This window comes from Cupriavidus sp. PET2-C1, from assembly GCF_054515855.1.
This window is the reverse complement of record NZ_CM137259.1, coordinates 2,070,061-2,093,004: the sequence shown is the minus strand read 5'-3', so window position 1 is coordinate 2,093,004 and position 22,944 is coordinate 2,070,061. Positions and strand designations below refer to the sequence as shown.

At 67.5% G+C, this 22,944-nt stretch carries 23 protein-coding genes; 14 read left to right on the top strand and 9 right to left on the bottom strand.

Going from position 1 to position 22,944, the window contains the following annotated elements; all coding sequences use genetic code 11:
• Positions 1 to 10 precede the first annotated feature (10 nt).
• A complete protein-coding gene (gene ltnD / locus ACX12D_RS09470) occupies positions 11 to 907 on the bottom strand; it encodes an L-threonate dehydrogenase (RefSeq protein WP_459373812.1) in 897 nt (298 codons plus the stop codon).
• A gap of 42 nt (positions 908 to 949) precedes the next feature.
• Entirely contained in the window at positions 950 to 1,702 is a 753-nt protein-coding gene (locus ACX12D_RS09465; protein WP_459373986.1) for a FadR/GntR family transcriptional regulator, read from the bottom strand.
• A gap of 226 nt (positions 1,703 to 1,928) precedes the next feature.
• On the opposite strand from ACX12D_RS09465, the gene ACX12D_RS09460 reads away from it, so the two are divergent.
• On the top strand, positions 1,929 to 2,354 hold the full coding sequence (locus tag ACX12D_RS09460; protein ID WP_459373811.1) for a GNAT family N-acetyltransferase: 426 nt from the start codon (positions 1,929 to 1,931) through the stop codon (positions 2,352 to 2,354).
• 20 nt (positions 2,355 to 2,374) lie between these two features.
• Here the strand turns inward: ACX12D_RS09460 and ACX12D_RS09455 are convergent, their stop codons facing one another.
• Positions 2,375 to 3,646, bottom strand: coding sequence for an MFS transporter (locus ACX12D_RS09455; protein WP_459373985.1), 1,272 nt, complete (start codon positions 3,644 to 3,646; stop codon positions 2,375 to 2,377).
• 156 nt (positions 3,647 to 3,802) lie between these two features.
• On the opposite strand from ACX12D_RS09455, the gene ACX12D_RS09450 reads away from it, so the two are divergent.
• Both ACX12D_RS09450 and ACX12D_RS09445 read left to right on the top strand, forming a co-directional pair.
• The gene (locus tag ACX12D_RS09450) at positions 3,803 to 4,702 is read left to right on the top strand and encodes a LysR substrate-binding domain-containing protein (protein WP_459373810.1); all 900 of its coding nucleotides are present in this window, start codon (positions 3,803 to 3,805) and stop codon (positions 4,700 to 4,702) included.
• 93 nt (positions 4,703 to 4,795) lie between these two features.
• A complete protein-coding gene (locus ACX12D_RS09445) occupies positions 4,796 to 5,278 on the top strand; it encodes a hypothetical protein (protein ID WP_459373809.1) in 483 nt (160 codons plus the stop codon).
• An 11-nt stretch (positions 5,279 to 5,289) separates the two neighbouring features.
• Here the strand turns inward: ACX12D_RS09445 and ACX12D_RS09440 are convergent, their stop codons facing one another.
• The 3 genes from ACX12D_RS09440 to ygfZ all read right to left on the bottom strand — a co-directional run bounded on the left by ACX12D_RS09440 (position 5,290) and on the right by ygfZ (position 7,543).
• Complete coding sequence (locus ACX12D_RS09440) at positions 5,290 to 6,117, bottom strand: NRDE family protein (RefSeq protein ID WP_459373808.1); 828 nt, start codon at positions 6,115 to 6,117, stop codon at positions 5,290 to 5,292.
• 114 nt (positions 6,118 to 6,231) lie between these two features.
• Positions 6,232 to 6,522, bottom strand: a complete 291-nt coding sequence (locus tag ACX12D_RS09435) for a DUF4936 family protein (RefSeq protein WP_441634907.1) — start codon at positions 6,520 to 6,522, stop codon at positions 6,232 to 6,234.
• Positions 6,523 to 6,547: 25 nt separating this feature from the next.
• Entirely contained in the window at positions 6,548 to 7,543 is a 996-nt protein-coding gene (gene ygfZ, locus ACX12D_RS09430; RefSeq protein ID WP_459373807.1) for a CAF17-like 4Fe-4S cluster assembly/insertion protein YgfZ, read from the bottom strand.
• A 189-nt stretch (positions 7,544 to 7,732) separates the two neighbouring features.
• Here ygfZ and mltG point away from each other — a divergent pair, with 189 nt between their 5' ends.
• The 7 genes from mltG (at position 7,733) to ACX12D_RS09395 (ending at position 13,182) form a co-directional block, all read left to right on the top strand.
• Entirely contained in the window at positions 7,733 to 8,728 is a 996-nt protein-coding gene (mltG, locus tag ACX12D_RS09425) for an endolytic transglycosylase MltG (protein WP_459373806.1), read from the top strand.
• Between the two features lie 8 nt (positions 8,729 to 8,736).
• Entirely contained in the window at positions 8,737 to 9,351 is a 615-nt protein-coding gene (tmk, locus tag ACX12D_RS09420; protein WP_174426361.1) for a dTMP kinase, read from the top strand.
• A gap of 117 nt (positions 9,352 to 9,468) precedes the next feature.
• Positions 9,469 to 10,476: a DNA polymerase III subunit delta' gene (locus tag ACX12D_RS09415; RefSeq protein WP_441634913.1), complete on the top strand. Its 1,008-nt coding sequence runs from the start codon at positions 9,469 to 9,471 to the stop codon at positions 10,474 to 10,476.
• A 64-nt stretch (positions 10,477 to 10,540) separates the two neighbouring features.
• The gene (locus tag ACX12D_RS09410; RefSeq protein ID WP_459373805.1) at positions 10,541 to 10,978 is read left to right on the top strand and encodes a PilZ domain-containing protein; all 438 of its coding nucleotides are present in this window, start codon (positions 10,541 to 10,543) and stop codon (positions 10,976 to 10,978) included.
• An 81-nt stretch (positions 10,979 to 11,059) separates the two neighbouring features.
• On the top strand, positions 11,060 to 11,581 hold the full coding sequence (locus ACX12D_RS09405) for a GNAT family N-acetyltransferase (protein WP_441634916.1): 522 nt from the start codon (positions 11,060 to 11,062) through the stop codon (positions 11,579 to 11,581).
• A gap of 115 nt (positions 11,582 to 11,696) precedes the next feature.
• The gene (locus ACX12D_RS09400; protein WP_459373804.1) at positions 11,697 to 12,491 is read left to right on the top strand and encodes a TatD family hydrolase; all 795 of its coding nucleotides are present in this window, start codon (positions 11,697 to 11,699) and stop codon (positions 12,489 to 12,491) included.
• A 1-nt stretch (position 12,492) separates the two neighbouring features.
• The gene (locus tag ACX12D_RS09395; protein ID WP_459373803.1) at positions 12,493 to 13,182 is read left to right on the top strand and encodes an ankyrin repeat domain-containing protein; all 690 of its coding nucleotides are present in this window, start codon (positions 12,493 to 12,495) and stop codon (positions 13,180 to 13,182) included.
• Positions 13,183 to 13,271: 89 nt separating this feature from the next.
• On the opposite strand, the gene egtB is transcribed toward ACX12D_RS09395, so the two are convergent.
• Positions 13,272 to 14,561, bottom strand: a complete 1,290-nt coding sequence (egtB, locus tag ACX12D_RS09390) for an ergothioneine biosynthesis protein EgtB (RefSeq protein WP_459373802.1) — start codon at positions 14,559 to 14,561, stop codon at positions 13,272 to 13,274.
• 340 nt (positions 14,562 to 14,901) lie between these two features.
• On the bottom strand, positions 14,902 to 15,504 hold the full coding sequence (locus tag ACX12D_RS09385) for an FMN-dependent NADH-azoreductase (RefSeq protein WP_416048637.1): 603 nt from the start codon (positions 15,502 to 15,504) through the stop codon (positions 14,902 to 14,904).
• A gap of 149 nt (positions 15,505 to 15,653) precedes the next feature.
• Between ACX12D_RS09385 and ACX12D_RS09380 the strand changes: the two genes are divergently transcribed.
• Together ACX12D_RS09380 and ACX12D_RS09375 are read left to right on the top strand one after the other, a co-directional pair.
• Positions 15,654 to 16,610: a LysR family transcriptional regulator gene (locus ACX12D_RS09380; protein WP_459373800.1), complete on the top strand. Its 957-nt coding sequence runs from the start codon at positions 15,654 to 15,656 to the stop codon at positions 16,608 to 16,610.
• A 146-nt stretch (positions 16,611 to 16,756) separates the two neighbouring features.
• Positions 16,757 to 17,170, top strand: coding sequence for a DoxX family protein (locus tag ACX12D_RS09375; protein ID WP_459373799.1), 414 nt, complete (start codon positions 16,757 to 16,759; stop codon positions 17,168 to 17,170).
• A 35-nt stretch (positions 17,171 to 17,205) separates the two neighbouring features.
• Here the strand turns inward: ACX12D_RS09375 and ACX12D_RS09370 are convergent, their stop codons facing one another.
• Entirely contained in the window at positions 17,206 to 18,423 is a 1,218-nt protein-coding gene (locus ACX12D_RS09370; protein WP_459373798.1) for an EAL domain-containing response regulator, read from the bottom strand.
• A gap of 306 nt (positions 18,424 to 18,729) precedes the next feature.
• Here ACX12D_RS09370 and ACX12D_RS09365 point away from each other — a divergent pair, with 306 nt between their 5' ends.
• Together ACX12D_RS09365 and ACX12D_RS09360 are read left to right on the top strand one after the other, a co-directional pair.
• A complete protein-coding gene (locus tag ACX12D_RS09365; RefSeq protein ID WP_459373797.1) occupies positions 18,730 to 22,455 on the top strand; it encodes a DNA translocase FtsK in 3,726 nt (1,241 codons plus the stop codon).
• Positions 22,456 to 22,489: 34 nt separating this feature from the next.
• Positions 22,490 to 22,864: a cupin domain-containing protein gene (locus ACX12D_RS09360; protein WP_459373796.1), complete on the top strand. Its 375-nt coding sequence runs from the start codon at positions 22,490 to 22,492 to the stop codon at positions 22,862 to 22,864.
• Positions 22,865 to 22,944: the final 80 nt, after the last annotated feature.

The following is a 22,944-nucleotide window of genomic DNA, read 5'->3' as shown; positions in this document are numbered from 1 at the left end:
CTGGCTTGCCTCACTCAGCCTTCTTCGCCGGCAGCTCGATGCCGGGAAATATCTTGATCACGGCGGAATCGTCCTCGCCGCCGTGTCCCGCGCTGGATGCCATCATGAACATCTGGTGCGCCGCGGCCGACAGCGGCAGCGGGAACTTGCTGGTGCGCGCGGTATCGAGCACCAGGCCGAGGTCCTTGACGAAGATATCGACCGCGGACAGCGGCGTGTAGTCGCCCGACAGGATATGCGGCACGCGGTTCTCGAACATCCACGAATTGCCCGCGCTGTGGGTGATGACCTCATACAGGGCATCGGCATCCACGCCTTCACGCAGGCCCAGCGCCATGGCTTCTGCCGCCGCGGCGATATGCACGCCAGCCAGCAGCTGGTTGATGATCTTCACCTTGGAGCCCGCGCCATGCGCGTCGCCCAGGCGGTAGACCTTGCCGGCCATGGCAGCCAGCACGTCCTCGGCCAGCGCATAGGCTTCGGCCGGGCCCGAGGTCATCATGGTCATTTCGCCGCTGGCGGCGCGGGCGGCGCCACCGGAAACCGGTGCGTCCAGCAGCAAAATGCCGCGCTCGCCCAGCCGCTTGCCCAGTGCTTCGGCGAAGCTCGGCGGCACGGTCGCGCTGGCAATGACCAGCGTGCCAGGGCGCAGGCCGCTTGCCGCGCCTTGTTCGCCAAACAGCACGGCCTCGGTCTGCGCGGCGTTGACCACCAGCGTGACCACCACATCGCATTTGCCGCCGAGCTCGGCCGGGCTGGCGCAGGGGATGCCCCCCGCATCGGCAAAGCGCTGCAGCACGTCGGGCCGCAGGTCGCAGGCATGTACCTTGAAGCCGACGCGCAGCAGGCTGTGCGCTACGCCGTTGCCCATCGCGCCGAGGCCGATGACGCCAATTGATTTGCTCATGAAGACTCCTGCCAGGAGGGCGGTGATCAGCGGATCAGTGGATCAGTGGGAAAGGCCGCGCGCGGGCGCGTCGGCAAGGTCGGTGGCGGTCTCGGGCTGCCCGCCATGGGACAGGCGCCGCGCCGCGTTGTACATATGGGTCTCGGCCGCGTTGCGCGCGGCCAGCGCGTCGCCGGCGCGGATGGCGGCCACGATGGCCTGGTGTTCCTCGCGCACCTGGCGCGAGAAATTCGCGCGGCGTGCCTCGTTGGTACGGGTCACGCGGGTGGCGGTTTCCAGGTACTGGCTCAGGAACGCCAGCGTCTTGAGAAAGAACGGGTTGCCAGTGGCTTCGGCGATGGTCCGGTGAAAGGCCACATCGGCCGCCACGCCATCGCCGCCGGCGGCCTCCTCAGCGTCAATGCCGGCGAGCGCGGCGTCGATGGCCGTCATGCTGGCATCAGTGCGGTCGCGCGCCGCCTGTGCGGCCACCTCGGCCTCGATGGCCCGGCGCAGTTCCACGATATGCAATACCGATTCGAGCGTGGCCACATCGGTGTAGTCGATCCGCAGCGGCCGGATGCCGGCTTGCTCGGTGACGAACACGCCGCTGCCCTGGCGCGATTCCACCACGCCCTCGTGGCGTAGCCGGGCGATGGCTTCGCGGATCACGGTGCGGCTGACGCCGAATTCCTCGGACAGCACCGCCTCCGTGGGCAGCTTGTCGCCACGGCCGAAGGCGCCGTTCTCGATCTTCTCCAGCAGTTGTTCAGCAACAGTGTCTGTCAGGGCTCGGGCCGGGACTTTCTGGAACACGGGATGCCTCAGGTGATTAGGTAATATGGTCATCATACAAATTTTCCTGGAAGAATGCGGATCGGGAATTACCCCTACCTCTATCCCTACCTCTGCCCCCATCCCATTCTTCATGCTGCATTGCAGCAATGGCTGGCATCGCTTGCCCCCGCTGTGGCCGGAGTATCATGACGGCCGCCCCTCTGGCCGTTTATTCACCGCTTTGCGCTTTGCGTACCGAACAACTATGACGATCACCATCCGACTCGCCCCTTGGTCCGAAGCACGCGATACCGCGCGCGCCATCCGCTATGCCGTCTTCGTCGAAGAACAGGGCGTGCCGGTGGAGCTGGAATGGGACGAATGGGATGAGCCGAGCTGGCACGCCCTGGCGCTGGCCGAGGACGGCAGCGCGCTGGCCACTGGCCGCTTGCTGCCGGACGGCCACATCGGCCGCATGGCGGTGCTCAAGTCCGCGCGCGGCAGCGGCGTCGGCGCCATGGTGCTGGATGCGCTGATGGCCAAGGCCGCTGAGCTTGGCTACCCTGAGCTGGTGCTCAATGCGCAGCGCCATGCCGCACCGTTCTATGCGCGCGTGGGCTTCGAGCAGGTCGGCGAGGAATTTGAAGAGGCCGGCATTCCTCACGTGGAGATGCGCAAATTGCTGCGCTGAACGCAACCGGCGGCTTGTCGTCAGGCGCGGGCCTGCCGCGCAAACAAGGGCCGCGCCAATAGCGCGCTCACACTGGCCGCCAGCCACACGGCCGCCCAGCCATAGCCGGCGGCCATCGCCGGGATCGCCAGCGGCACCAGGAAGAATCCCGAAAACGCAAAGGTATTGCCCAGCCCGAGCGCGGTGCCTGCACGGCTGGCGCCCGCGATCGTCGCCAGCTCGGTGAAGGCCACGCCATGCCAGGCCGAAGTGCAGATGCCGCCCAGCACCAGGCATGCCATCAGCACCGGCGTCAGCACGGCGTGCCAGCCCGGTGCGGCGGCGCATAGCCAGGTCAGCCCCGCCAGCATGGCGAACACTAGCAAGGTTAGCAAGCTGCAGGCGCGCATATAGGCGCGGCGGTTGCCATGGCGGTCGGTCCAGCGGCCACTCCACACCCGCATGACGGCAGCGCCCGCCTGGACCGCCGCCACGGCCATGCCCGCGGCGGCAATGCCGATGTGGCTGAAATCGTGCAGGAAGACCGTTGCGAAGGTCAGCACAGCCACTTGTGGCACGCACATCAGGCCCATGCCGCTCACCAGCCGCCAGACCTGCGCGCTTCTGAGCGGGCCGGGCCCTGCCTTGCCGGGCGCGCCGCTTGCCGGCGACATGGCGTGCGCCGGCTCGGCCGGCGGCTCGTGCATCCAGTGCCAGGCAAAGGCCGTGGTGACGCCGCAGAACACGGCCAGCGCGCCGTAGACGGCGGCAAAGCCAAAGGACTGCGCCAGCATCGGCAGCATCAACGCGCCAATCCCGCCGCCGGCGGGTACCGCGGTCTGGCGGATGCTCATGGCGAGGCCCCGTTCGCCTTCGCGGAACCATGCCATCACGGCGCGGCCGCTGGAGCCGTTGACGCTGCCGCCCAGCAGGCCCAGCCCCAGCAGGCCTAGCGCCAGCACAGCGTTGCCGGGAATATGGCCGGGCAGCGGCGCCACGAACACCGCCATCAGCGCCAGCCACAGCGCGGTGGCCATCAAGCCGGTCAGCAGCACGCGGCGGTCGCCCCAGCGGTCGGTCAGCAAGCCCCACGGCACTTCGCTCACCGCAATGCCGAGTCCCATCATGCCCAGGCAAAAACCCAGCTCGCCATCGCTGATCCGGTAGCCGGCGCGCATCAGCACCGCCGTGGTGGGAATGCCCGAGAACGCCGCGGCAAAGCTGGCATTGGCCGCGACGCCAAGGGCCAGCACTTTCCAGCGATGGCCCGGGCCATGGCGTGGGGCGAGGGCTGCGCCGGCAGGGCCAGGCACAGCGGCAAAAGGGAGCGGAGTGGGAGCGCGGGGCACGGGATCATCCTTGGGAAAACGGCACATGCAGGCCTTGACGCACTGATTCTGCCGCCGCAGAATGATCCTGAATATCAGATAATTATTGACTGAACGTCCCAAATAACAGGATGGTTTGACATGGCGGCGGTGAACTTCGACCTCGATGTACTGCGCAGCTTCGTCGTGGGCATGGAACTCGGCAGCTATGCCCGGGCCGCCGACCGGCTGGGCCGCTCCACCTCGGCGGTCAGCGCGCAGCTCAAGAAGCTGGAGGAACAGGCGGGCACGGCGATCTTTCGCAAGGCCGGGCGGGGACTGGCGCTGACGGAGGCGGGCGAGACCATGCTGGCCTATGCCCGCAGGCTGCTGGAGCTCAACGACGAGGCCGCCGCCGCCGTGCACGGCGTGGCGCTGGAGGGCTGGGTGCGGTTCGGCCTGCAGCAGGACTTTGGCGAGGTGCTGCTGCCCGAGGTGCTCGGACGGTTCGCCCGCGCGCATCCCAAGGTGAAGATCGAGGCACGCGTGGCGCGCAACACCGAGCTGCTGGACGGCGTGGCCGCCGGCCGCCTGGACCTGGCGCTGGCGTGGGACGATGGCGTGCGGATGCCGCATGTGGAGCAGCTGGCGATGTTGCCGATGCGCTGGATCGGGCCCGCCGCCGCGCGTGCGCCGTGGCAAGACAACGGCCCGCTGCCCTTGGTGGCATTCGAGCCGCCATGCCGTTTCCGCTCCGCGGGCACGGCCGCCCTGGACCGCGCCGGCATTGCCTGGCGGGTGGCTTTCAGCAGCGCGAGCCTGGGCGGCTTGTGGGCAGGGGTAGCCGCCGGGCTGGGGCTGACCATCCGCACCGGCATGGGCTTGCCACCTTCCGTGCGGGCCTGGGAGCCGGGAGAGGGCGGGCTGCCTGCGTTGCCCTCGCTGGCGCTGGCGCTTTACCGCAAGGATGCCGAGCTGGAGGCGCCCGCCACCCGGCTGGCAGGCATCGTGAGCGAGGCGGTTCGGGCTGCGTTGCCCGCCAGGCTGGCGGCTGTGGCCTGAATGAAGCGATAGCTTGCGGGGCTTGCAGCCAGCCGCCTACGCTGTACCATCGCGGTCTTTGTTTTTGCCATCGCTTTCGCGTTGATCTTGTCCATGTCTGAAATCCGTTCCCGCCTGCTCCAGGCCCTGGCCGATGCCACGCCCGCCCTAGACCTCGACCGTGCGCCGTCGGGCGAGCCGCCCGCTGGCGAAGACCTGCTCTCGGCATGGCTGCAACCCTGGCTGGCGCAGCACTGCCTGGTCAAGGTGGACTGGCGGGATTTCAGCACGCTGGGCGTGCAGGCCGTGGCGCGCCTCGCCACGCTGCGCGCGGCGGGTGTCTCGGCCATCGACGTCGACGATCTCTACGACGAAGACGGCATTCCGCTAGGTGGCGACGACAACGATTTCGACATGGAGCCCGCCGCGCTCTACCTGGCGCACGTCAACCGCGAACTGGCGCCGCACGGCATGCAACTGCTGGAGATCGGGCACTTCGAGGATGCATGGCTGCTGGCGGTGCGCAATGACCCCGCCGCGATCCGGGCGCTGAACATGGCATTGCGCCCGGCCGGCTTGGCGGCACAGCAGTACTGAGCGCGCCCGCCTTAGCGCGGCGCTTGCACCGAGCCGGCGTCGCGGGCAACGCGCAGGTGCCCGCGGTAGGACACCTCGCCGGTGCGGCCGTTGGCGTCGAAGCTGCGTTCGCTAAGCTCGAAGCGGCCGTCGTGGCGCACGCGCAGCACGGTGCTGGCGCGGGTGCCATAGCTGGGCGAGCGGATGAAGGCGGAGGACAGCAGCTTTTCCCACTCCGGGGTCACCCCCGTGCGCGGAAGCTCGGAATCCAAGGCCTGGCGATCGTTGGCCAGCAGGTCGAGATAAGGCTCGATGCTGGCGCCGGCCAGGCCGGTGTCGGCGGCGAGTGTTTCGGCGAGCGCGCCGACGCGGCTGCGCACCTTGGGCCACGGCGTATCCAGCAAGGCGTTGGACAGCCCGTAGATGCCGGGCTTGAGGCGCTGCGGATAAGGCGAGGTGCCGCGGTTGCTGTACCACCAGAGCTCGCGCAGGTTGCACGCCAGCAAGTTGAAGCCGTTGTAGGCGCCGGTGCGGGGCACCAGCCCAGACAGGTAGGCTTGCGGATCGCTGTCGCCACGCAGGAATCCGGCCACCAGCTCGCCGCGCGAGCGCGCATCGGTGCGTTTCTCGGATGGGGCGCGGTAGTTGGTCAGGGCGGCAAAGCGGCCATCGCCGGCCAGGCCCATCCAGGTGCCTGGCTCGCCGATCACTTCCGCCATGTCGCGGCCGGCCAGCACTTGGGGGGCGTCTTCCCACCAATGCACGGGCGCCGCCGGGCGGGCATAGAACTCGTCGCGGTTGCCGGCCACCACCAGGGCATAGTCCGGGTGCGATTGCCAGGCCACCAGAATCAAGCACATAGCGCTTCCTTTGCTGCATTCACTGCGGTTGCCACATTCACGGCATCGACTGCGATCCGATCATCGGCTTTGTCATTCAGGGACCATGGCGGCTGGGCCGTTCCACGGCCACCATCAGAGCTGGTCGATATCGACAAAACGCTCCACCTGCCGCTCGCCGCTGATCCACTGCTGCAGCCCGCTCTGCCGCCACAGCCCGTCGAGCAACTGGTCGAAGGCTGGCGGCACATCGGCGTAGGCTTCCATCCAGGTCTGCATGCCGTCGCGCGCCTCGGGCCTGCGTAAGAGCGTACCACCAATTCCGCTCGCTTCGGCAACGGTCTCCATCCAGCTGTGCCAGTGCGCGATGGCCTCTTCGGCACGGGCTTCCGGTACCCGGAAATAGACGTACAGGTGGTCGCTCATGGCTATTCCCAGTGTTGCCAGGGGTTCAGGCGGCGTCGCCGAAGGGGACCGCATAGGGCAGCTCGCCCACGCGTACCAGGCTGCCGGCAGCGCTGCCCAGGTGCAGGGCGCCACCCGCCGCATCGATCTTCAGTTCGGCCAGGCCGTCCCAGCCGCCTTGTGGCGCGGCGGCGGCATTGACCATCATGCCGCAGGGCTGGTCAGGATCCTCGGGGCGGAAGATCTCCGTGGCCGCGCCCGGCGCCTCGCCTTCGCCATGGATCAGCCACATGCGTCGCTTGAGCGTGCCGCGGTACTGGCTGCGCGCAACGATTTCCTGGCCCGGATAGCAGCCCTTGCGAAAGCTCACGCCGCCAATCAGTTCCAGGTTGATCATCTGTGGCACGAACTGCTCCTGCGTGGCAGCGGCGATGCGCGGCACGCCGGCTTGCACTTCCAGCCAGTCCCACACCACGGCATCCACCGGCACCAGCTGTGCCGACAGCGCAGCCTGGACTTCGTCGGCCTGCTCGGCCGGCAGCACTACCTGCCAGCGCGGCAGCCCGGCGCCGTCGGGCAGCCGGATCACGGTGGCGCTGGCGGCCGCGGCGCTGGCCCAGGGCTCGGCCGGCGCGGGCAGGCCGGCCGCCTGCAGGGCGGTGGCGCCATTGGCTCCTGCCACGCCCAGCACGGCGCGGGCCGGCGTGAGATCGGACAGCTTGGCCTTGGCGCGCAGCACGAACATCGACAAGCGCTTCTGGATAGCGGGCTGCAGGTCGGCGGACAGCTGGAGGACGATGCCTTCCTCGTCACGCCACATCAGGAAGCTGGCCAGCAGCCGTCCCTTGGGCGAGCAGTAGCCGGCCAGGCGGGCGGTGCCGGCGGCAAGGTCATCCACGGCATTGGTCAGCTGGGTATGCAGGAAACTGCCGGCGTCTTCGCCGGCAACCCGGATCAGGCCCAGGTGCGCGGGTCGGCAGACGACTCCACTTTGGCGCACGGCTTCGAACTGGGTGGCACGGTCTGGGGCAGGGGCATTCATGGCAGGTATCGCAAGCAAGGGGCGCACGGGCGCGCCGGATGGAAGGTGCAAGGAGCTACAAGCGGCTAAAGGTGCAAGGCTCCCGGTATTATATGAGGCTGTCGCCATTTCAGCCGGGATGCCCATGGTCGACACTGGGTGAGCCCGGCTTTGCCGCGGTGCATTGTGCGCCGCTACTTTCTCTTTTACATGAAACGTCTTTTCCTGCGGCTGCTGCTGGTCGCCGTGATTTTCACCATTGCCGCCGCCGGCGCCTTTGCCTGGTGGGCCAATCGCCCGCTCGCGCTGACAGCCTCACCCATCGAGGTGGTGATCAAGCCCAATTCCAGTGTGGCCAGCGTTGGCCGCCAGATCCAGCGTGGCGGGGTGCAGATGGACCCCCGCCTGTTCGCGCTGCTGGTGCGGCTTACCGGCCATGGCGCCGACCTCAAGGCCGGGGGCTATGAGTTCGACAGCAGTGCCACGCCGCTGTCGGTGATCGGCAAGATCGCCCGGGGCGAGGTCAACCACTATGTGCTGACCGTCATCGAAGGCTGGGAATTCCGCAAGATGCGCGCCGCCGTGGATGCGCATCCGGCGCTCAAGCACGAGAGCCGCGGCTTGTCAGACGCGGAACTGATGAAGGCCATCGGTGCGCCCGAGCCGGCGCCGGAGGGCCTGTTTTTCCCCGACACCTACCTGTTTGCCCGCGGCAGCAGCGATCTCGAACTGTACAAGCATGCCTATCGCGCCATGCAGCGGCGCCTGACCGATGTCTGGAACGCCAGGGCGCCTGACCTGCCGTACAAGTCGCCCTATGAGGCGCTGATCATGGCCTCGATCGTGGAGAAGGAAACCGGCCAGCAGGCCGAGCGCCCGCTGATCGCGGCCGTGTTCATCAACCGGCTCAAGAAGGGCATGATGCTGCAGACCGATCCCACGGTGATCTACGGCATGGGCGAGGCGTTCGAGGGCAATATCCGCAAGCGCGACCTGCAGTCCGACACCCCTTACAATACCTACACGCGCAACGGCCTGCCGCCCACCCCGATCGCGTTGCCCGGGCTGGCCTCGCTGGCCGCCGCCACCGCGCCGGCCCCGTCCGACGCACTGTATTTCGTGGCGCGCGGCGACGGCAGCAGCCATTTCTCCAACTCGCTTCCCGAACACAACCGCGCGGTAGATAAATACCAGCGCGGCAAATAAGTCTCCCCATGCGCGGAAAATTCATCACATTCGAAGGCATCGACGGTGCCGGCAAGAGCACCCACGTGGAGTGGGTGGCGGACCGCCTGCGCGCCCGCCTGGCAGGTAACGCATCGGTCGTTACCACCCGCGAGCCCGGCGGCACGCCGCTTGGCGAGGATCTGCGGCAGCTGCTGCTGCACCGCAAGATGCATCTCGAAACCGAGGCCTTGCTGATGTTCGCGGCCCGCCGCGAACATATTGCCGAAGTCATCGAACCCGCGCTGACGCGCGGTGACTGGGTGGTATCCGACCGCTTCACCGATGCCACCTTTGCCTATCAGGGCGGTGGCCGGGGCCTGCCGCGCGCACGGCTCGAAGTGCTGGAGACCTGGGTGCAAGATGGTCTGCAGCCCGATCTGACGCTGCTGTTCGATGTGCCGCTGGAAACCGCCAGCGCGCGCCTGGCCGGCGCACGCGAGCCCGACAAGTTCGAGGCCGAGTCGCGTGCCTTCTTCGAGCGCACGCGGCAGGAATATCTGCGCCGCGCGGCGGAGTCTGCGCAGCGTTTCCGGGTCATCGACGCGACCCGGAGCATTCCCGAGATTCAGGTAGAGCTTGAGAAAATCCTCGCAACACTTTGAATTGGCAGCGGGAATCGAGCGTATTGAGAGGGACGGGGCTAGCCGAGCCTGTCGTCCTCTAGCTCTCGCGCCACGTGCGTAGTTACACGAAGTTTCAACCCTAACTCACTGATCCGCATGCTTTATCCCTGGCAGAAAGAAGACTGGCAACGGCTGAACGCGCTGCGCGAGCGGCTCCCGCATGCCTTGCTCATTCACGGCCAGCAAGGCATCGGCAAGCGCGACCTGGCGCTGCATTTTGCCCAGGGACTGCTGTGCGAGACGCCGCGCCCCGACGGGCAGCCTTGCGGCACATGTTCGGCCTGCCACTGGTTCAGCCAGGGCAACCACCCGGACTTCAGCGTGGTGCGCCCGGAGGCCATGGAGGCGACGGACGACGCGCCGACGGATGAAAGCGGCAAGAAGAAAGCGCCCAGCAAGGTTATCCGCATGGAGCAGGTGCGGGCCCTGATTGAAACGGTCGGCATCGGCACGCACCGCGCCGGCTTGCGCCTGGTGGTGGTGTATCCGCTCGACGCCTTGCAGCATGAGGGCGCCAACGCCTTGCTCAAGACGCTGGAGGAGCCGCCGCCGTCCACCGTGTTCCTGCTGGTGACCGACCGGCTGGATCGTGTGCTGCCCACCATCCTGTCGCGTTGCCGCCAGTTTTCCGTGCAACGGCCCACGGCCGCTGCGGCCATGAGCTGGCTGAGCAGCCAGGGCGTGGGAGACGCCGAGGCGCAGCTGGCGCTGGCCGGCGGTTCCCCGCTGACCGCGTTGCATGCCGCCGAGGCCGAGGAGCAGCCGATGCAGCGCTGGCTGGTGAGCCAGCTTGGCGCCGGCGCTGGCTTCGATGCGCTGGCGGCGGCCGAGCAGGTGCAGAAGCTGCCGGTGCCATCGGTGCTTGGCATCCTGCAGCGCTGGACGTACGATCTGCTGTCGGCCCGCTTGGCCGCAACGCCGGGGCCGCGTTATTTCCCGCGCGAGCAGGCGGCCCTGGCGCGTTGCGCACAGGCAACCGATGCACACCGGTTGCAGGCGTTCTCCACGCGGCTGGTGGGCCATCGCCGCAGCGAGAACCATCCGCTGGCGGCTCGGCTGGTGATGGAGGCCGTGTTTCTGGAATACCGGCAGTTGTTTCAGTAAGCCGAAGACGTTGAACAAATCCAATATGGCCTGAAGGCCAACAGTCAGCAACAAGGGGTCAGTCATGAATACAGAGGTGACAGGGGCACGGGGCGCCAGCGTTCCCGGAGCCGCAGGCTTGGCCGCCGCCGGCGGCATCGGGGCGCCGACGGTTCCGGGCGCAGCATCCCGGCCCAACGTGCTTTCGCTGTCGATCAAGGACCAGGCGGGCCTCTATGCGGCCTACATGCCGTTCCTGCACCGTGGCGGCATCTTCGTCCCGAGCAACCGGCCCTTTCGGCTGGGCGAGCAGGTCTTCCTGGTGCTTTCGCTGCTGGACCGGCCGCAGAAGTACCAGATTGCAGGCCAGGTGGCATGGATTACCCCGGTTGGCACGCCCAACAAGACGCCCGGCATCGGGATTCACCTGCCGGATGACGACAACGGCCGCAACCTGCGCCGCGCGGTGGAAGAAATCCTGGGCAAGACAATTGAGTCCGCTAGGCCCAGTCAAACGTTATAATTGACTTTAGCTTTGCGGCTTAAGCAGTTGATGTGGTTGGTTTTTTAAAATTTTCTGGCCTGTCAGAGAAGAAATTCAACAATGAGTGATTCCGCCTTTACCGTGCGGCCCGCGCTGCAGCGTGACCTGGCCAACATCGTCGCCATCTACAACAGCACCGTCGCTTCACGCATGGTCACGGCAGACACCGAGCCCGTGGCGGTGGAGTCGCGCCAGGCCTGGTTCGATGAGCATCAGCCGGAGCGGCGTCCGCTGTGGGTGGCCGAGGACGGTGAAGGGCGCATGGCCGGATGGCTCAGTTTTTCCGACTTCTACGGACGCCCGGCCTATGGCGCCACCGCCGAAGTCTCGATCTACCTGGACGCGACCCGCCGCGGGCAGGGCCTGGGGCGCTACCTGCTGCAGCAGGCCATCGCCCATGCGCCGCAGATCGGGGTCAATACGCTGCTGGGTTTCATTTTTGGCCATAACGCGCCCAGCCTGGCCCTGTTCGCCTCGCTGGGCTTCGAGCGCTGGGGTAACCTGCCGCGCGTGGCTGTGCTCGATGGGGTCGAGCGCGACCTGATCATCCTCGGGCGGCATCTGACAAAGCCAGCCGAGTAGGAACGCTCGCGAGCCGGGCGCCGCCAGGCAGCCGGCTCGCTGGTACGCTGGCACGACCATATACAATGGCGGGTGGCGCCGCCCGCGGCGGCGTCTCTATCCGGAAACCGCCCCAATGTTTGTCGATTCCCACTGTCATCTAGATTTCCCCGACCTGGCCGCGCGCCTGCCCGAATTGCTGGAGAACATGCGCGCCAACCAGGTGTCGCATGCCCTGTGCATCTCGGTCACGCTGGAAGATTTTCCGCGCGTGCTGGCGCTCGCCGAGCAGCATCCGCACCTGTACGCCACCGTCGGGGTGCATCCCGATTACGAGGAGGGCGAGGAGCCCACGCTGGAGCGCCTGCTGGCGCTGTCGGCGCATCCACGGGTGGTCGGTACCGGCGAGACCGGGCTCGACTACTACCGGCTGGAAGGCCGGAGCATCGCGGACATGGAATGGCAGCGGGAGCGTTTCCGCACCCATATCCGCGCCGCGCGGCAGACCGGCAAGCCCCTGATCATCCATACCCGTTCGTCCGCCGAAGACACCTTGCGCGTGATGCGCGAGGAAAGCGCGGGCGAAGCCGGCGGGGTGATGCATTGCTTCACCGAGAACTGGGAGGTCGCCCGGCAATCGCTGGACGAGGGCTTCCACATCTCGTTCTCCGGCATCGTCACCTTCAAGAATGCGGTGGAGTTGCAGGAAACGGCGCGCAAGATCCCGCTGGACCGCATGCTGATCGAGACCGATTCGCCGTACCTGGCGCCCGTGCCATACCGCGGCAAGACCAACCAGCCCGCATGGGTGCGCCATGTGGGCGAGTTCATCGCCAACCTGCGTGGCATGCCGGTTGAGGAGCTCGCGGAGCGTACGTCGGATAATTTCTTCCGTCTTTTCAAGCATATAGATAGGAAATCTCATGCTTAACATGAATACTGTCCGACGCCTCGCCGCCGTTGCGGCCATGCTGGTGGGCGCCGTGGCCTGGGCTGCGCCCGTGGACGATATGCGCCATGCGGTGGAGTTCGACGACGTCAAGGCGGCCCAGAAGATGCTGGCGCGCGGCGTCGACCCCAACCTGGTGGATGCCAAGGGCAATCCCATGCTGGTGGTGGCCTTGCGCGAGAAGTCGCTGAAGGTGGCGGAGGTGCTGATCCGCGCCAAGGACATCGATTTCGACAAGGCCAATGCGGCCGGCGAGACACCGCTGATGATGGCCAGCCTGCAGAACGAACTGGGCCTGGTCAAGCTGATGGTCGACCAGATGGAGGTCGAGATCAACAAGACTGGCTGGACGCCGCTGCATTACGCGGCGACCAACGGCAACAACGAGATCGTCAAGTTCCTGGTCGACCACGCCGCCTATATCGATGCGGAAAGTCCCAATGGCAGCACGCCACTGATGATGGCGGCGCGCGGCGGGCATATCGAGACGGTCAAGTTGCTGCTGGACGAAGGGGCCGACATGCGCCTGAAGAACCAGCAGGGCATGACGGTGATCGATTTTGCCGAGCGCTATCACCAGAAGGAGATCGCGGAGGGGCTGAAGTCGCGCTGGCAGAAGCTGTATCCGCAGACGCCGCTAAGCGCGCAGCCTCCGCAAAAGGGCTGGAACTGAACCACTGAACGACTGCACATAAGTAAAACGCGCCGGGCTAAAACCCGGCGCGTTTTTGCTTCTGCTCAGACGATCCAGCGATCAGGTATTCAGGCGTCGTCGGCCAGGCGCACGCCGGTGAACTGCCAGCGCTGGTGCGGGTAGAAGAAGTTGCGGTAGCTGGCACGGATATGCGACTCCGGCGTGACGCAGGAACCGCCGCGCAGCACCATCTGGCTGCACATGAATTTGCCGTTGTATTCCCCCACGGCCCCGGCGCTAGGCTGGAAGCCCGGGTAGGGCTGGAAGGGGCTGGCAGTCCATTCCCAGACGTCGCCAAACATCTGCCGCAGCACGCCGGAGGTATTCTGGCGATCGGGCAGCGGCCGCAGCACGCGTCCCTCGACAAAATTCCCGGTAGCCGGCAGGTTGCGCGCGGCGTGCTCCCATTCCGCCTCGGTTGGCAGGCGGCGCTCGGCCCAGCGGGCAAAGGCATCGGCCTCATAGAAGCTGATATGCGTGACCGGGCTGTCCGGATCCACCGGCTGCATGCCGCGCAGGCTCATTTGCCACCAGGTGCCTTCACGCTCCTCCCAGTACAGCGGCGCTTCGATGCCGTGTTCGCACACCCAGCGCCATCCATCCGACAGCCACAGTCCGGCAGTCCGGTAGGCACCATCCTCGATAAATTCAAACCACTGGTGGTTGGTGACCGGGTGCGAGCACAACTGGTAAGGCTGCAGGAGCACGTTGTGCCGCGGGCCTTCGCAATCGAAGGCAAAGCCGTCGCGGTCATGGCCGATGGCGACCACGCCACCGGCAAAGCGGATCCATTCCGCCGCCGGGCGCGGATCGGCGATCACGGGCGCCAGCAGCTCCGGCGCGAAGGCCGGCTTCAGCGGGTTTTGCGCAAACAGATGCAGGATGTCGGTCAGCAGCAGCTCCTGGTGCTGTTGCTCGTGGTTCAGGCCAAGCTCGATCAGCGCCGCCTCGGCATCGGTCTGCGCGCGGGTCAGCAGACCGAGCATGGTTTCGTCGACCGCCTCGCGGTAGGCCAGGATCTCGTCGAGCGAAGGCCGCGACAACAGGCCGCGGCGTGGCCGGGGGTGGCGGGCGCCGACGGATTCGTAATAGGAGTTGAACAGGTAGCGATACTGCGGATCGACCGGTTCGTAGTCCGGGATACGCGCCGTCAGCACGAATTCCTCGAAGAACCAGGTGGTATGCGCCAGGTGCCATTTGGCGGGGCTGGCGTCGTCCATGGACTGCACCGTGGCGTCGGCGTCGGTGATGTCGGCGACCATGGCTTCGGTAGCCGCGCGCACGTGGCGGTACTGGGACAGCAGGGCCGGCTCGTGCGGAGGATGCACGGCGCTGGCAGGCAGCAGGGCAGAGGACATGCGGGCTCCCGGATCGGACTATGCATCTGCCGCGGATACCGCTTTGGGTGGCGGCTGGCCGTGGCGTGTGGATTGCGGACAGGTTCCGACCCAGGCCTGCACAACAAGGCCGCGCGGGCTTCCCCCTGGATGGACATGCACCGAAACCGTTCAGGCGTTCGGAACCATCATAGACCCGATCGCGCGGTGGGCATAGCAGGCTCGCGCGTGCAAGAATCCGTGGCAGGGCGCGGCGCGGCAAGGGATGCGGGCTGAAACGCAAAATGCAAAACGCCCGCCGGCATGACTGCGGGCGAGCGTTTTGCTCGGTGCCGGGCGGCGCGAGGCCGCCGCGCCGGGATCAGGCTGCCAGGGCTGCCACGGCGCCGTTGGCGGCGACCAGGCTGGCTTCGCGGGCTTCGGGGCCCATTGCCAGGCCGTGGGCGCGCACGTACGTGATGTCGGTGAGGCCCAGGAAGCGGAACACCACGTCCACGGTCTGCTCGTGCAGGTCCAGGGCGTTGGCGTCCTGGCGCACGCCGCCGCGCGACGACACCACGATCACGCGCTTGCCGCCGGCCAGGCCGACCGGGCCGGTCTCGGTGTACTTGAAGGTGCGGCCAGCCTGGGCGATGCGGTCGATCCAGGACTTGAGCTGGCTGGGGATGCCGAAGTTGTATTGCGGTACACCGACGACCAGCACGTCGGCTTCGAGGAATTCCTTGAGGAAGGCTTCGGTGCGTTGCAGCTCGCTTTCCTGCACGGCGTTGAGGCCATCCTTCGGGCCGCCCAGCACGGGCAGCAGGGCGCCGGACAAGTGCGCCGGTGCGTCCTGGTCCAGGTCGCGCACGGTCAGGGTGGCTTCGGGGTGCTTGGCGCGCAGGTCGGCGACCACCTTGGCGGTCAGGCTGCGGGAAGCGGAATGGCCGCCAAGTACGCTCGAGTCGATTTGCAAGATCTTCATGTTCATCTCCACTGGGGTTCGGGTTGGATGAGTGAAAGATAGCGGTCTGCCATTGATGCCGGTAGTGGGGCAAAATAGAACTTATTGTTCCAGGCGCAGAACGCAGGCGGGCTGCTACCCTGGCACGTTCCTACCGCCAAGGATGACCCATGCAAGACCTGAACGATCTTTCGCTGTTTGCCCAGGTGGTCCAGCACGGCAGTTTTTCGGCCGCGAGCCGTGCCAGTGGCGTGCCGAAGTCCCGGCTCAGCCGGCGCATTGCCCAGCTGGAGCGGGACCTGGGGGTGCAATTGTTGCGCCGGACCACCCGGCAGGTGCGCGTGACGCCCATCGGCGAGGCCTACTACGAGCGCTGCCGCGCCATGCTGACGGAGGCCGAAGCGGCGCGCGAAGTGATCGAGCAGGCGCGCGACCAGCCCGGCGGCACCTTGCGCGTGAGCTGCCCCGTGGCGATTGCCCAGAGCCTGCTGGCGCCCGCCATCGGGCATTTCATGCAGGCCAATCCCGGCGTGCGCATTGAACTGGAAGCCACCAACCGCCGCGTGGACGTGATCGCCGAAGGCTTCGACCTGGCGTTGCGGGTGCGCGAGGTGATGGACGACTCGTCGCTGGTGGTGCGCACCTACGGCGAGAGCCCGCTCATGCTGGTAGCCAGCCCCGCGCTGCTGGACAGCATCGGCCGCCCGCGCACGCCCGAAGCGCTGGACGGCATGCCGGGGGTCAACCAGAAGCCGCACGACGGCAAGCATGCCTGGACCCTGACCTGCAATACCGGGCAGTCGATCCACGTGGCGTACGATCCGCGCCTTGTCACCGACGAATTCGCCTTGCTGCGCGCGGCCGCCATCGCGGGCATCGGCGTGGCGATGCTGCCGCGCATGTTCTGCCGCGATGCCATCGAGAGCGGGGAACTGGAGGTGCTGCTGCCGCAGTGGATCATGCCCGTCGGGACGTTGCACGCGGTCTTTCCCTCGCGCAAGGGCATGCCGCCGGCGCTGCGGCGCTTCCTGGATTTCCTTGCCGACATCCTGCCCGAGACGGCCTGCAAGGCGGGCATGCAGCCGCCGCGCCAGCCGGGCATGCACCGGCCCATCGGCCAGATCTGATGGCGCGTCCGCGCAACTTGTGCCTTTACCTTCACCGCGCGGCGCACTAAGGTAAATATGCGTGCCGCGCGTGGAGCCAAAGGCGCTTCGCCTGCAGGCGGCGCATTCGCGCTTTCGTTTTCTGATCCGGACAAGGAGTGACGACCATGAGTGGTTCTCAGCCATCGCAGGACCTGGGCAAGGCAGTACTGCGCATTGTGCTCGGCGTGCTGGTCCTGCTGCACGGGATCTCCAAGCTTATCGCCGGGCCGGGGTTCGTGACGCAGGTGGTGACGCAGGCCGGCCTGCCCGTGGCGCTGGCCTACGGTGTCTATATCGGGGAAGTGGTGGCGCCGGTGCTGCTGATCCTTGGCTTGTGGGCCAGGGCCGCCGCGCTGATCGTCGCCGTCAACATGCTGGTGGCAGTGGGCCTCGTCCATATGAAGCAACTAGGCGCGCTGGCCGACACCGGTGGCTGGGCGCTGGAATTGCAAGCGATGTTCCTGGGTGGCGCCATCGCGGTCGCGCTGCTGGGCGCGGGGCGCCTGAGCGTGGGCGGCGTCAACGGCAAGTGGAACTAGCGTAGCTGCCGTTTGGGAGCGCCCTCAGGACGCCCTCAGGGCGTCCAGCGGCCCAGCGTTTCGGCCACGAACATGTCGGGCGGCAGCGCGGGGGACCACAGGTAGCCCTGGCCAAGGTCGCAGCCCAGGGCTTGCAGCGCGTCGCGCTGCGCGGGGGTCTCGATGCCCTCGGCCACGCATTCCAGCTTGAGGTCTCGCGCGAGGTTGATGACGTTGCGGCAGATTGCCGCGCGCTGGCTGTTGCCGGGCACCGCCACCACGAACGAGCGGTCGAGCTTGATCTGGGTGAAGGGCAGGTCCGCCAGCAGCTTGAGGGTGGCGATGCCGATCCCGAAATCGTCGATGGCCACGCCGTAACCTAGCAAGCGCAGGCGGTTCAGCGCAATCGACAGGGCACGGGTGTCGCATACCGGGTAGCCCTCGGTCAATTCGATATTCAGCAACTGGCGCGGCATGCCGCTGGCTTCCACCATGGCATCGAAGGCGTCGAGCACGCCGGGCCGGCACAGCGTCTGCGCGGAGGCATTGATGCTCAGCGGGATGCGCACGCCGCGCGCCAGCAACTGGCGCTGCACCGACAGGCATTGCTGGCCCGCCAGCTGGAAGATGGCATCGGCCTCGCCCATTGCCTCGAGCCTTGGGATGAAGAGGTCGGGCCGGATCAGGCCCATGGTCGGATGGCGCCAGCGGCAAAGCGCTTCTGCGCCGGCCAGCGCGCCCGTGCTGATCCTGAACTGCGGTTGCAGCATGATGAAGATGGCGCCGGGCGTCTGCATCGCGGCCAGCAGCTCGCGGTCATCCGGCTGGCTTGGGGCCGCCACCGGGGCTTCGGCGGTGAGGTCGCGCTCCAGCGCATCCTGCAGGATCTCTTCCAGCACCACCGCCGAGATCGGCTTGCGCACCGCGCGCACATGGGCGAGCCCAACCGAATCGGCCAGGCTCACATGGGAATCGATGATGTCGTCCTGCAGCGCGGACACCCATACCCACAGGGGCTGGGCGCCGGCAAAGGCGTGGTCCTTGCGTCGGGTCAGCTCGTCCATCATGCCGGGCCCGTTGAGCCCTGGCATCTCGATATCGCAGAGCACGAGGTCGACCTTGCGCGCGGCAAGCAGGTCCAGCGCAATGCGGCCGTCCGCGGCGCAATGCACGTCGCTGACGCCCAGCTGGGTCAACAACTGTTCTGCCGCCAGCAACTGGAACGGGTGGTCATCGACCACCAGGGCGGACAGTCCGGCGTAGCGCGTCTGCATGGTTGGCTCGGGATTGGGTCGATGGAAATCGGCCGGTGAGAACGGGCAGAGTCGATTCGAGGCAGGCTTCGTCCATAGTAGCGCACATGCCGCGCGGTGGGCACGCCTTTGCGCGGGCGGATGCCGACGTCGGCGCGCAGGGTTCGCGTGGCGGGGGAGGGGGCCCGGCGCCGGAAAGCAGGCGATATTCCGTTGCAAGTGCCATCTTGCGCGGAAACGCCGCGCCCAGACCCGCTACAATCGTCGCCCGAGGTATTTGATGATGGCGTTTCGATAATGGGTTTTGGCTGGTTCGGATTTTCGACCTTGTGGCTTGTGCCGCTGGTGTGGCGCCAGGTGGCGCGCCTGCTCGCCGGCGAGCGCCGGTTCTTCAGTGGACGCGGCACGCTGCGGGTATGGCTTGGCACGTTGATCGTGCTGTGCGCGAGCGCTTCGCTCGAAGCGCTGACAGGCGCGGCGGGCGAGGGCGGCATGGCAGGCAGCACATCGGGCGGCAGCGCCGGGCGCGCGCTGGGCACCTTGGTTTCCGGCATGCTCGGCTGGAGTGCCAGCCTGCTGCTGATGCTGGGCGTGCTGGCCCTGGCCGCGCCGATGGTATTCGGTGAAACCTGGCGCAGCCTGTTCCTGCGCAAGCCCAGCTTGCCGGAGCCGGACGAGGCCGAGCTGGCGCCTGCGCGCCCGCCCGCCCGCACCGCGCGCGAGCCGGACAGCTGGGAGACCACCCACCTCGGCGCCACGCACACCGCCGTGCCGGGCTCGACCGACTATGTGCCGCGCCACAAGGGCATCGAAGCCGTATCGGCGCGGCGCCAGCCAGTCTGGCAGCCGCCGGCGCGCACCCGCAATTCGCCGCCGCAGCCGGGCGAGATCTGGCTGCAGCAGGCCGGGCCGCCGGGCGCCGCCAAGCCGGAGGCCCCTGCACCCGCGTCGCCACCGCCTGCAGCCAAGGCGCCCGCCAGGCCGGCGCCGCTGCGCACCCCCAGCCAGCCGCAAGCCACCAGCCCGGCAGCCGCGCGCGCGGCATCCGTCGCGGCGTCGGCGGCGGCTAGTGCCGCGGCGGCAGCGCAGGCCCGCGCAGCCAGTCCTGCCCCGGCCGCGGCTGCACGCGCGACCGTGGCCAGCAGCCCGGTGCGCCAGCCGCAGACGAGTGCACGCTCGGCCATCACGACGCTGCCGCAAGCCAATGCGCGGCCCGCCCAGCCCGCTGCGGCAAAGAGCGTGACGACAGCTGCCGCGGTGCGGCCGGTTGTCGTGCCCGCTGTCGTGCCCGCTGTTGTACCCGTTGTCATGCCGGTTGGGCAGGCCGACGATGCGCGCCAGCACCAAAGCGAACAGGTTGCCGGCGTGCCAGCGGGGCCGGCAGCGTCCGAAGCGCTGCCCCGCCAGGCGCAGGAAACGCAAGTGCTGGAGGCCGAGGCCGTCCCCGCTGCGGCGCCCGCCGAGCCGCGACCTATGGCGGTGCTGTCCACCGAGGACATTGCCATTCCCGCCGCCGCACCCTTTGAGGCCCCGCAGATTGCGGAGCCGCGCGCGGAATCCCCCGGCGAAGCCGCGATGCCCTCCGTGACGCTGGATGCGCTCCGCCTGGAAGCCGAGGCGCTGATGGCGGAGCTGAGCGCACTGGCCAGTGCCTGGAAGCCGGCGCGGCCTGCTGCTCCGGCGGCTGACGCGCAGCTGGAGCCGGAAGCCGCTCCTGCCGCCCCCGCGGTTGTCGCGGAGGCAGCCACCGATGTTGTCACCGATGCCGTAAGCGAGGTCGCGGCGCCGGTCGTGGCTGAGGCCCTGCCCGAAATCCCGGCCGAAGCAACCGCCGAAGCAACCGCCGAAGCAACAGCCGAAGCAACAGCCGAAGCAACAGCCGAAGCAACAGCCGAAGCAACAGCCGAAGCAACAGCCGAAGCAACAGCCGAAGCAACAGCCGAAGCAACAGCCGAAGCAACAGCCGAAGCAACAGCCGAAGCAACAGCCGAAGCCAGCGACGAAGTCGTTGCCGAACCGTCTGCCGTGGATGCCGAAGCGGCTGTCCCGGCCGAGCCCGAGGCGGTTGCACTGCCAGAGGTTGCCCTGGCGCCCGAGGTGGACGAACCGGCAATGGCTCAGGAGCCGGAAGGCGCCGCCGAGCCGGAAGTAGAAGCACAAGCCGCGCCGCAGGCGGAAGCCGCGCCCAATATCGTGTTCGTTCAGGATGCCGAAGCTGACCTGGAGCCCATCGCCGACTCCGGCGCCGAACCTGAAGAAGCCATGGAAGAGATCGCCGAAGGCGTTCTCGATGCCAACCTGCTGGTCGAGCACCACAGCGAGGTTAGCGCTGCCAGCCCTGCGCCTGCGATAGAAGAAGCGCCGGCCCCGCTGCCCGAGACATTGCCAGCCACGCCGCCGGCGCCCAAGCCGCGCATCGTGCTGCCGGCCGTGGTCGGCAAGATGGTGGCGCTCGATGCGCCGGTAGCGGCCGCCGCACCCGCCGCATTCGCCGTAGCCACCGCACCTGCAGCGGGTACAGTGCCGGCGTCGCAAGTGATTGCCGTCACGCCGCCGCCGTCCCGTATTTCGGACTACCGCTTGCCGGACCTGGGCCTGCTGGAAACCGCCACGGCTGACATCCAGCAGGTGACCGAGGAGCAGTTGCAGGAAACCGGCAACCTGATCGCGCAACGCCTGGCGGAGTTCAAGGTGCCGGTGTCGGTGGTCGGCGCCTCGGCCGGCCCGGTCATCACGCGCTTCGAGGTGGATCCCGCCATGGGCGTGCGTGGCGCGCAGGTGGTCGGCCTGATGAAAGACCTGGCGCGGGCGCTGGGCGTAACCTCGATCCGCGTGGTCGAGACCATTCCCGGCAAGACCTGCATGGGGCTGGAGCTGCCGAACGCGCGGCGCCAGATGATCCGCCTGTCCGAGATCGTGGCCGCCTCATCGTTCCTCGCGCATAGCTCGCACCTGGTGCTGGCAATGGGCAAGGACATCACCGGCAACCCGGTGGTGACCGATCTCGCACGCGCGCCGCACCTGCTGGTGGCCGGCACCACCGGCTCGGGCAAGTCAGTGGCGGTCAACGCCATGATCCTGTCCTTGCTGTACAAGGCCACGCCGGACGATGTGCGCCTGATCATGATCGACCCCAAGATGCTGGAGCTGTCGGTCTACGAAGGCATTCCGCACCTGCTTTCGCCGGTGGTGACCGACATGAAGCAGGCCGCGCACGCGCTGAACTGGTGCGTGGGCGAAATGGAAAAGCGCTACCGCCTGATGTCGGCGCTGGGCGTGCGCAACCTGGCCGGCTTCAACCAGAAGATCCGCGCCGCCGAGGCCGCGGGCGAGCACGTGCCCAATCCGTTCTCGCTTACGCCCGATGCGCCCGAGCCGTTGCGCACGCTGCCATTCATCGTGGTGGTGATCGATGAGCTGGCCGACCTGATGATGGTGGCCGGCAAGAAGATCGAAGAACTGATCGCGCGGCTGGCGCAGAAGGCCCGCGCCGCCGGCATCCACCTGATCCTGGCCACGCAGCGCCCGTCGGTGGATGTGATCACCGGCCTGATCAAGGCCAACATCCCGACCCGGGTGGCTTTCCAGGTCTCGTCCAAGATCGACTCGCGCACCATCCTCGACCAGATGGGCGCCGAGAGTCTGCTGGGACAGGGCGACATGCTGTTCCTGCCGCCGGGCACCGGCTATCCGCAACGCGTGCACGGCGCCTTTGTGGCCGATGATGAAGTGCACCGCGTGGTGGAACACTGGAAGCAGTTCGGCGAGCCCGACTACGACGAGGCTATCCTCGCGGGCGATCCCGCCGAGGCCGCGGCGTCGGACCTGTTCGGCGAAGGTGGTGGCGACGTGGAGGCCGACCCGCTATACGACGAAGCGGCCTCCTTCGTGCTGACCAGCCGGCGGGCCTCGATTTCCGCCGTGCAGCGCCAGTTGCGCATCGGCTACAACCGTGCGGCGCGCCTGATCGAGCAGATGGAAGTGGCGGGGCTGGTTTCGCCGATGGGCCGCAACGGCGCGCGCGACGTGCTCGCGCCGGGCCCGGGCGATTGACGTTGGCGGCAGGCGTGCCGCCCAACCGGAGACGATGATGGATGCCAAGGGCAACCCGCCGCCTGTGCTGCAGGGCAACCTGCTGGCGCAGGTGCCGGTCGACCGGACTGCCGAGCGCTTCGAAGCCTTGCTGGAGCGGCCCGGCCTGAAGATCGAGCGCATCGTCTCGAACGGCCAGGCCAGCCCGGAGGGCTTCTGGTACGACAGCGCGCAAGACGAATGGGTGCTGCTGGTCAGCGGCAGCGCCGGCCTGCACCTGGATGGCGAGGCCGAGCCGCGCACGCTCGCGCCCGGCGACTACCTGCATCTGCCGGCGCATTGCCGGCATCGCGTGGCGTGGACGGATGCGCAACTGCCTACGGTCTGGCTGGCGGTGCATTGCAGCGCGCCGAGCCAGATTGAAGGCTAGCGTCGAGCGAGCACCCGCCCTCTCCCCCAACCCCTCTCCCGCATGCGGGAGAGGGGAGCTAAGCCTGCGAAAGATTGAGG

Coding starts and splice junctions, on each gene's coding strand:
- ACX12D_RS09405 (WP_441634916.1), top strand. CDS start 11,060: ATGAGTGATTCCGCCTTTACCGTGCGGCCCGCGCTGCAGCGTGACCTG.
- mltG (WP_459373806.1), top strand. CDS start 7,733: ATGAAACGTCTTTTCCTGCGGCTGCTGCTGGTCGCCGTGATTTTCACC.
- egtB (WP_459373802.1), bottom strand. CDS start 14,561: ATGTCCTCTGCCCTGCTGCCTGCCAGCGCCGTGCATCCTCCGCACGAG.
- ACX12D_RS09400 (WP_459373804.1), top strand. CDS start 11,697: ATGTTTGTCGATTCCCACTGTCATCTAGATTTCCCCGACCTGGCCGCG.
- ACX12D_RS09435 (WP_441634907.1), bottom strand. CDS start 6,522: ATGAGCGACCACCTGTACGTCTATTTCCGGGTACCGGAAGCCCGTGCC.
- ACX12D_RS09395 (WP_459373803.1), top strand. CDS start 12,493: ATGAATACTGTCCGACGCCTCGCCGCCGTTGCGGCCATGCTGGTGGGC.
- ACX12D_RS09460 (WP_459373811.1), top strand. CDS start 1,929: ATGACGATCACCATCCGACTCGCCCCTTGGTCCGAAGCACGCGATACC.
- ACX12D_RS09410 (WP_459373805.1), top strand. CDS start 10,541: ATGAATACAGAGGTGACAGGGGCACGGGGCGCCAGCGTTCCCGGAGCC.
- ACX12D_RS09415 (WP_441634913.1), top strand. CDS start 9,469: ATGCTTTATCCCTGGCAGAAAGAAGACTGGCAACGGCTGAACGCGCTG.
- ACX12D_RS09445 (WP_459373809.1), top strand. CDS start 4,796: ATGTCTGAAATCCGTTCCCGCCTGCTCCAGGCCCTGGCCGATGCCACG.
- ACX12D_RS09370 (WP_459373798.1), bottom strand. CDS start 18,423: ATGCAGACGCGCTACGCCGGACTGTCCGCCCTGGTGGTCGATGACCAC.
- ACX12D_RS09375 (WP_459373799.1), top strand. CDS start 16,757: ATGAGTGGTTCTCAGCCATCGCAGGACCTGGGCAAGGCAGTACTGCGC.
- ACX12D_RS09440 (WP_459373808.1), bottom strand. CDS start 6,117: ATGTGCTTGATTCTGGTGGCCTGGCAATCGCACCCGGACTATGCCCTG.
- ACX12D_RS09360 (WP_459373796.1), top strand. CDS start 22,490: ATGATGGATGCCAAGGGCAACCCGCCGCCTGTGCTGCAGGGCAACCTG.
- ACX12D_RS09380 (WP_459373800.1), top strand. CDS start 15,654: ATGCAAGACCTGAACGATCTTTCGCTGTTTGCCCAGGTGGTCCAGCAC.
- ygfZ (WP_459373807.1), bottom strand. CDS start 7,543: ATGAATGCCCCTGCCCCAGACCGTGCCACCCAGTTCGAAGCCGTGCGC.
- ACX12D_RS09450 (WP_459373810.1), top strand. CDS start 3,803: ATGGCGGCGGTGAACTTCGACCTCGATGTACTGCGCAGCTTCGTCGTG.
- tmk (WP_174426361.1), top strand. CDS start 8,737: ATGCGCGGAAAATTCATCACATTCGAAGGCATCGACGGTGCCGGCAAG.
- ltnD (WP_459373812.1), bottom strand. CDS start 907: ATGAGCAAATCAATTGGCGTCATCGGCCTCGGCGCGATGGGCAACGGC.
- ACX12D_RS09385 (WP_416048637.1), bottom strand. CDS start 15,504: ATGAAGATCTTGCAAATCGACTCGAGCGTACTTGGCGGCCATTCCGCT.